Source organism: Pedobacter sp. 01T416_2 (assembly GCF_056398925.1).
This window is the reverse complement of the sequence record NZ_JBFTQI010000219.1, coordinates 1-7,917: the sequence shown is the minus strand read 5'-3', so window position 1 is coordinate 7,917 and position 7,917 is coordinate 1. Positions and strand designations below refer to the sequence as shown.

6 protein-coding genes are annotated in these 7,917 nt (G+C 44.5%); 5 read left to right on the top strand and 1 reads right to left on the bottom strand.

The window, feature by feature from the left end:
• The 4 genes from AC1DPQ_RS11255 to AC1DPQ_RS11240 all read left to right on the top strand — a co-directional run.
• The coding region (locus tag AC1DPQ_RS11255) for a DUF1501 domain-containing protein (protein ID WP_477609308.1) at positions 1-1,366 on the top strand (1,366 nt) is incomplete at its 5' end.
• 9 nt (positions 1,367-1,375) lie between these two features.
• Complete coding sequence (locus AC1DPQ_RS11250) at positions 1,376-2,401, top strand: NHL repeat-containing protein (protein ID WP_477609306.1); 1,026 nt, start codon at positions 1,376-1,378, stop codon at positions 2,399-2,401.
• Positions 2,401-4,563, top strand: a complete 2,163-nt coding sequence (locus AC1DPQ_RS11245; RefSeq protein WP_477609304.1) for an FN3 associated domain-containing protein — start codon at positions 2,401-2,403, stop codon at positions 4,561-4,563. The genes AC1DPQ_RS11250 and AC1DPQ_RS11245 overlap by 1 nt, the downstream gene beginning before the upstream one ends.
• Before the next feature lie 426 nt (positions 4,564-4,989).
• Positions 4,990-6,264, top strand: coding sequence for an MFS transporter (locus tag AC1DPQ_RS11240; protein WP_477581406.1), 1,275 nt, complete (start codon positions 4,990-4,992; stop codon positions 6,262-6,264).
• 256 nt (positions 6,265-6,520) lie between these two features.
• On the opposite strand, the gene AC1DPQ_RS11235 is transcribed toward AC1DPQ_RS11240, so the two are convergent.
• Entirely contained in the window at positions 6,521-7,369 is an 849-nt protein-coding gene (locus AC1DPQ_RS11235; RefSeq protein WP_477581405.1) for an AraC family transcriptional regulator, read from the bottom strand.
• Positions 7,370-7,519: 150 nt separating this feature from the next.
• Between AC1DPQ_RS11235 and AC1DPQ_RS11230 the strand changes: the two genes are divergently transcribed.
• On the top strand, positions 7,520-7,917 hold a 398-nt coding region (locus tag AC1DPQ_RS11230), incomplete at its 3' end, for an MFS transporter (RefSeq protein ID WP_477609303.1).

Sequence of the window (7,917 nt, the reverse complement as noted above, 5' to 3'; positions counted from 1 at the left end):
CCTTGGCTCCCTGCTGATGCCTGATCTCTTTTCGGGCAGCATGGATGAAAGCGATATTTTAGCTGGCCTTCCCGATTTTGCACCAAAGGCCAAAAGGGTAATCTATCTGTTCCAGAACGGGGCGCCCTCGCAGCTCGAGTCTTTTGACTATAAGCCCAAGCTCAGGGAGATGATGGGACAGGAACTTCCTGCATCTATCCGTGCAGGGCAGCGGCTTACCGGGATGACAGCCAATCAGGCGTCCTTTCCACTGGTGGGCTCATACTATGATTTTAAACAATATGGCGAATCAAGAGCATGGATAAGCGACCTGTTTCCCCATACAGCAAAGGTGGTTGATGATATCTGTATCATTAAATCCATGTTTACCGAGGCGATAAACCATGATCCGGCACTGACTTTTTTCCAGACAGGGGCGCAACAGGGAAACCGGCCAAGTATGGGCGCCTGGCTCAGTTATGGGCTTGGCAGCGAAAATAAAAACCTGCCGGCTTTTACCGTTCTGCTCTCTCGCGGCAAAGGTAACGGGCAAGGGGTTTACTCGAAATTATGGACAAACGGGTTTTTGGATTCAACGCATCAGGGGGTACGCTTCAGTAGTGGAGAAGATCCGGTACTCTACCTTAAAGACCCTGAAGGGCTCAACAGGTTTGAACGCAGAAAAATGCTTGATAAGCTGGCGGAGATGAATGATATGTCGTATAAGGAATTTGGTGATCCAGAGATTAATGCCAAGGTACAGCAATATGAAATGGCTTACCGGATGCAGACTGCGGTGCCCGAAATTACCGACCTTTCTAAAGAACCGGATGATATCATCAAACTCTACGGCTCGGATTGCCTGGTGCCGGGAACCTTCGCGGCCAATTGTCTGCTTGCCAGARAACTAAGTGAAAACGGCGTCCGCTTTGTACAGTTGTACCACCAGGGATGGGACCAGCATGGAAATCTTCCCTCGGAGATGGCCTCGCAGGCAAAAGATGTGGATCAGGCCTCGGCTGCACTGATCACCGATCTTAAGCAACGCGGGCTATTGGACGAAACCCTGGTGATCTGGGGTGGTGAATTCGGCAGGACCAATTATAGCCAGGGCAAGATGACCAAAGATAATTACGGGCGTGACCATCATCCGCGCTGTTTCAGCATATGGATGGCGGGCGGGGGAGTGAAACCCGGGATCGTGCATGGCGAATCTGACGACTTCGGTTATAACATCATTAAAGATCCTGTACACGTGCATGATTTTCAGGCAACCGTGCTGCATCAGCTTGGGTTAAACCACGAGAAACTGATATTCAAACATCTGGGCCGCCGTTATAGGCTGACCGATGTGAGCGGTAAGGTAATCAATGACATTTTAATATAAATCCCGTTTATGGACAGAAGAAAATTTATAAAACATACTACAGTAGTATCTGCCAGTTTCTTTATTGCCAAAGATCTGCTGGCAAAACCTAAGGGACCTGTTTATGGGCATAACAATATGCACTATATGCTGGATAACAAATGGGGACAGCTAAACCCTTTGAAAAACCCGGTAAATGATTGCCATGAAATGGTACAGGATGCCAAGGGAAGAATTATCCTGTTGACCAACGAGACTAAAAACAATATCCTCATTTATAATAAATCAGGGAAACTGCTAGATAGCTGGGGACATGAATTTCCCGGTGGCCATGGGCTTACCCTGGCAAAGGAAAACGGTAAGGAGTTTCTTTTTATCACAGATACCAACCGGCACCAGGTTTATAAAACCACATTGGATGGCAAGATCCTGATGACCATTGATTGCCCGATGGAAACTGGTCTATATAAAAAGAAAGAAGAATTTGTGCCAACTGAAACCGCGGTAGCTGATAACGGTGATTTTTTTATTGCTGACGGTTATGGCCTGCAGTATGTGTTCCATTATAGTGCCGATGGTAAATTGCTCAGTTATTTCGGGGGCAGGGGAGCTGAAACCAAACACCTTGATAACGCCCACGGGGTCTGCATCGATAAACGCAGTAGCACACCAAGCTTGCTGGTTACAGACCGTACCCGCAACTGCTTTAAACGCTTTGATCTGCAGGGTAATCTGAAAGAGATTATCTCGCTTCCAGGGGCCTGCGTCTGCAGGCCGGTGATAAAAAATGATTACCTGTATGCGGCAGTATTGCGCTCGCCTGACCTAAGTAAGGACGGAAGCGGCTTTATGACCATTTTGGATAAAAACAATAAAGTAATATCCAATATAGGGGGAACGCTGCCAGTTTACAAAGACGGAGTGCTGCAGCCTATGGCCCAGGCGGAAAAGATTTTGTTGAACCCGCACGATGTGTGCGTAGATAACGATGAAAATCTATATGTCGCACAATGGGCATCGGGAAAAGTATATCCATATAAATTCACACGCATATAATGAAAATCACGCTGAAGGGTTTTGCAGAGAATATGCTGTTCATGGCAAATGCCTTTATTATTTTTTTACTGGTTTTTGGCCACAGGATTTCAGTTCCATATTGGTTACAGCCGCTGGGAAGGATGCACCCTATGGTACTGCATTTTCCGATCGTTATTCTGCTGCTAGCGATGCTGCTGGAGTTTTTCCGCTTTAAAGATGCTTATGCCAAAGAAAAACTCTACCATGATTTTACTTCCTGGCTACTGCTTTCCGGTACTCTTTTTTCAGCGGTAACCGTTATCATGGGGCTGTTCCTCTCTAAAGAGGAGGCGTATTCGGGAAGCACGTTGCAATGGCATAAATGGACGGGAGTAAGTATCGTCCTCATCACCACCCTTATTTATTACTGCAGGAATTCTGCCTGGTATAAACTGCCGCTGGCAAGGGCTGGAGCTGTGCTTACCATATTCTTTGTAATCCTTGCCGGCCACTATGGTGCGGCATTGACCCATGGAGATAATTTTGTGCTGGAACCGGTAAGCACCCCTGCTGAAAAGGCCAGTGTTCCGCTGGAGCAGGCAAAAATATTTGAAGATGTGGTTATGCCCATATTTTCTCAGAAGTGCCTCAGCTGCCATAATATCGAAAAGGCGAAAGGCAATCTGATCATGGATAATGCCGGCTCGATTCTTAAAGGCGGGAAAACGGGAAAGCTCTTTGTACCCGGAAAACCTGGGCTCAGCTTGCTACTGGAACGGATACATCTGCCATTGGATGAAAAAAAGCATATGCCCCCTAGAGGGAAATCCCAACTGAGCGAAAAAGAGATGGAGCTTTTGAGACTTTGGGTAAAAAGCAATGCTGAAATGAAGAAGAAGGTTATGGATTTACCTGCAAATGATTCTTTACGCTCATTGGCGACCACCTTTTTAGCCCCGACCAATGCGCCGGAGGAGAAATTCGGGTTTGCAGCAGCAGATGAGACCACCGTTAAAAAACTGAACAATAACTACAGAAATATTTACCCCTTAGCTAAGGAATCGCCGGCCTTGGCGGTAAATATCTATAATAAAAGTGTTTATAAACCATCAGTGTTAAAGGAACTGAGCGAGGTTAAAAAACAGATTGTATCATTAAACCTGAGCGGTATGCCCCTGGGCGATGAAGACCTGAAAATCATCGCTGGCTTTGAAAACCTGCGTAAACTGAACCTGAATTTTACGAACATCAACGGAACAGGATTAAAATATTTAACAGCTTTAGAACATTTAAATGTTTTGTCCCTTTCTGGTACCAGAGTGAGTTATAATCTTGTCAAACAGGTTGTAAACATGAATGGCCTCAAACAGCTGACTTTATGGAATACAGGACTGACTGAAGCGGAAGTGTCTCAGCTACAAAAAATAAGCAAGAACCTGACCGTGATTGCGGGCTTTAAAGATGATGGAAAACACCCCGTTAAATTGAACAAGCCACGTCTGAATACGGATGTTACTGTTTTTAAAGATGCCATTACCCTGCAATTGAAGCACCTGATAAATGGGGTTAAAATCAGGTATACTACAGATGGGACAGAACCCGACAGCCTTAAATCCCCCATTTATAACAAGGAAATTGTCCTTAGCGGGAATACCACGGTTAAGGCCAGGGCATACAAGCCAGGCTGGTACGGCAGTGATCTGCTGAGTGCTAATTTTTACAGAAGCACTTATAAGCCAGACAGCATCTTCTTTTTATTGCCGGCCAACGAGAAATACAGGGCCGGGGGAGCAACGGTGCTGACCGACGGTCAATTAGGAGATTATGATTTCAACCTGGGCAAGTGGATCGCTTTCAGGGAAAATAATATGGAGGCGATGCTTTACTTTAAAAGGCCGGTCACGATGCAGTCGGTAACCTTACATGCGATGAAGCAGATACAGCCCTACATATTCCCGCCTACCGAAGTAGAGATATGGGGCGGGACGGATAAAGATAAACTGCATTTACTGGGTAGGGTAAGACCCAACATGCCAGAAAAAATGGAGGAACGCGAGCTCATTAAAATTGAAGCCAAGTTTAAGCCTCAGCGGATTTCCTATCTAAAGATTATTGCCAAAAACCTGAAGAAACTACCGGAATGGCATCCCGCTAAAGGACAGCCAGCCTGGTTATTTTTAGATGAGATATTTCTGAATTGAGAATGAACGGGGCATTTCGGGAAAAACGGCCACCCGTTCCGCATTTAAACTGTCACCACATTTCGCTTTAACTTTCACTGAAATACACAGCTTAGGCGGGGAATCGGATATACCACTGCAACATCTACAAGAACTTTTCAGAATAATCAGAGAAATTTATAAGAATTAGAAAGCGAACGGAGTATGCTACGGACTGATGTCGTTGGCCTCTCCAGCTATTATTTCTAAGCAATCGATTGTTTTTTTAGAAAAAATATTTAATTTACCGTATTAAATAACTAATGCACAATGAAAAACTAATTGCGACTAATACTTTTGTGCAGATACTGACCAGGATCTTACAAGTAAAAAGCAAAGGGCTGGGTAGCAAGTGCATCGGAACAACCGCAGATAAACAAATTTTAAACCAAATATAAACCTAAACATATGCTTAAAATTCAAAACACCAAACTATTCTGGGCAAGCTGCCTGGCGTTATTGGTTACCTCTCTTTCCTTCGGCATCCGTGCCGGTATCATGAACCAGCTCGGCATCGATTTTCAATTGACTACCGGTCAGTTGGGTACCATTACTGCTGCTGCCTTCTGGGGATTTCCGCTGGCAATTGTAGTCGGAGGATTTGTGGTCGATATGATCGGCATGAAACGTTTGCTGGTGATGGCTTTTATCTTTCACCTGGCCGGAATTGTGCTGACCATTTTTGCTCAGGGCTACTGGAGCCTGTTTTTATCAACGCTATTGATCGGCATTGCCAATGGCACGGTGGAGGCTGCGTGTAATCCACTTGTAGCTGCTTTATATCCGGAAAATAAAACTACCCGCTTAAATCATTTTCACTTATGGTTTCCCGGAGGTATTGTGATCGGTACCTTGCTGGTTACCCTGTTTGTTCAGCTCGGACTGGGCTGGAAGGTGCAGGTGGCCATGATGATCATTCCGACTTTGATTTACGGATACCTGTTTTCAAAGCTGGATTTTCCGGTTACCGAAAGGGTATCATCCGGTTACTCCAGTTCAGATATGTATAAAGCAGTACTTTCTCCATTGTTTATCTTTATGTTTATCTGTATGTTCGGTACGGCCATTACCGAGTTATTTACCGGGCAATGGATAGGTTTATTACTGAAAAATGTAACCGATAATGCCATTTTATTGCTCACGCTGACTACCGGAATTATGGTAATTGGCCGGGGTTTTGCCGAACCTGTGGTTCACCGTCTTGCCCCTCAGGGCGTACTGCTCTTATCTGCAATATTTGCCGCATTGGGACTTTACATGCTGGGTACATTTACCGGGAATTCTGTTTTTTTCGCAGCAATTATCTTTGGTATAGGCGTTTGTTATTTCTGGCCAACTATGATCGGTTTTGTCGCTGAGAATGTCCCTAAATCCGGAGCGTTGGGCCTAAATCTAATGGGAGGCGCGGGGATGTTTGCGGTTTCTATCTATACGATGTTTATGGGGAGTTTTTACGATAACCTGATCGTTAAACATTTACCTTCCGGTGCCTCGCTTGACGTTTATTTAAAAGCTCCAGAAAGTTCAGCATCGGGGCAGGCGCTTGCCAATGCCAAAAATCTTGCAGGCCCAGAAATCCTGCAGGCTACACTGATTATCCCTGTGATATTGATTGTCGCGTTCGGTGGACTGGTTTTATACCTGCGTTCACGAAAAAAGAGCAAATCTGTACAATTGGTATAAGGGATAGAATACACTTGTTCAACAGTGATAATCGTACATTCGATTTGAATGTTAATTGCAATGAATTGTCTTTATAAATAAATCAGATATACAGAAAAAAGGAGCCGCCTCATAAATCAACTATGAGGCGGTTTTTTTGCTAAGTATTAAAGTAGCGCAGCGTGTGTTGCGCGCGGGTAATGAGCTGATGTTTTTTTGCGGTGATCTAAAAGCCAGGCTTCCTGTTCTTTTGCTGTATCGTTCTCATAATAGCTGATTAATCCGCAGTAAAATATTTTCTGTATTGCAATGGCGTTGTCTGTTTTACCTTTAAAAACTGTTTATGGAAATTGGCCATGGTATTGTAACCGCTGTCGAAACATATTTCCAGAACTGTTTTCCTGGTTTCCATAAGTGAGGTACAGGCATATCCGATCCGGATCTCGTTCAGAAAATCGATATACGTTTTTTTTGTGCTTTTTTTAAAATAATTACAGAATGCAGGCACGCTCATTGAGGCAATACCAGCCACTCTGGAAAGCGAGATCGGCTCCCTGAAAGAATCGATGGTAAACTGGAAGATGCGGTCGATACAATCCCTATCTTTATTATTGGGCTGTTTTAGGTCCTGTGTTGATACTTCGATATACTCTTTACCTGTTGCAATGATGTCGAGACATTTGCCCAGGATCAGGATACGCTGGAACCCTATTGTGGTTTCCAGCTCGCTGATGAGTGAAAAAAGCAGGCGTTTACTGTTGCCCGTGATTTTCAGGCCGAACAATGAACTCTCCAATAACTTCTTGATATAGCGGCTTTCGGGTATATTCAATATTTCAGTGCCCCAAAAGTCATCTCTGAACTGGACCACCACTGCACTTGTAATCAATCCCTGTTCCCTTTTCTGAAAGGTATGCGGAAGATTACTACCTAGGAAATAAATATCGCCGGTTTCAAATTCACCAACGTGATTGCCAACAAAACCTAGTCCGGAGCCTTCGGTAAACAAGATCAGTTCGTATTCGATATGCTGGTGCCAGCCCACCTCAAAATCCGGCGTTCTAAAAGTTTTGGCCACAAACGAAGTCGTTTCATCGAGAGTTAGCTTTTGAATAAAGGGCTTCATGGATTGACGATATTTTACGTTTTTGATCACAATTTAATGATTTTTTCTTTTTTTTAATAAGATAGTTTACTTTTTTGATAGGAAAGTGTAAGGGATCAAAATAAAAACCAGCTAGCTTAGTATTTACCTAACCAAACCGATCCAGTTCATATGGCTATAGCACCTGCTTTAAAACCGTCAGCGCAAGCTGCGCCAAAAACCGAAACCATAAACACCAGGTTTATTATTGTTATTAGTATGGTGGCTGCATTAGGTGGTCTATTATTTGGATTTGATACCGCTATTATTTCCGGGGCGATACCTTACATTACGCCTTATTTTGGACTTGACGGATATTCGCTGGGCTGGGCGGTTAGCTCAATACTGATCGGCTGCGCTACAGGTGCGATGGCGGCTGGGCTATTTGCAGATAAATACGGGCGCCGTGTAACGCTGATCGCATGCGCACTGCTGTTTGCGCTCTCGGGCCTGGGAGCAGGTCTGGTATCAAATTTTACTTTCTTCGTCCTGTTCCGATTGATCGGCGGACTGGGGGTAGGAGCTGCTGC

Bases quoted from the DNA above. Each gene is read 5' to 3' on its own strand.
- AC1DPQ_RS11245 (WP_477609304.1), top strand. From the start codon at position 2,401: ATGAAAATCACGCTGAAGGGTTTTGCAGAGAATATGCTGTTCATGGCA.
- AC1DPQ_RS11250 (WP_477609306.1), top strand. From the start codon at position 1,376: ATGGACAGAAGAAAATTTATAAAACATACTACAGTAGTATCTGCCAGT.
- AC1DPQ_RS11240 (WP_477581406.1), top strand. From the start codon at position 4,990: ATGCTTAAAATTCAAAACACCAAACTATTCTGGGCAAGCTGCCTGGCG.
- AC1DPQ_RS11235 (WP_477581405.1), bottom strand. From the start codon at position 7,369: ATGAAGCCCTTTATTCAAAAGCTAACTCTCGATGAAACGACTTCGTTT.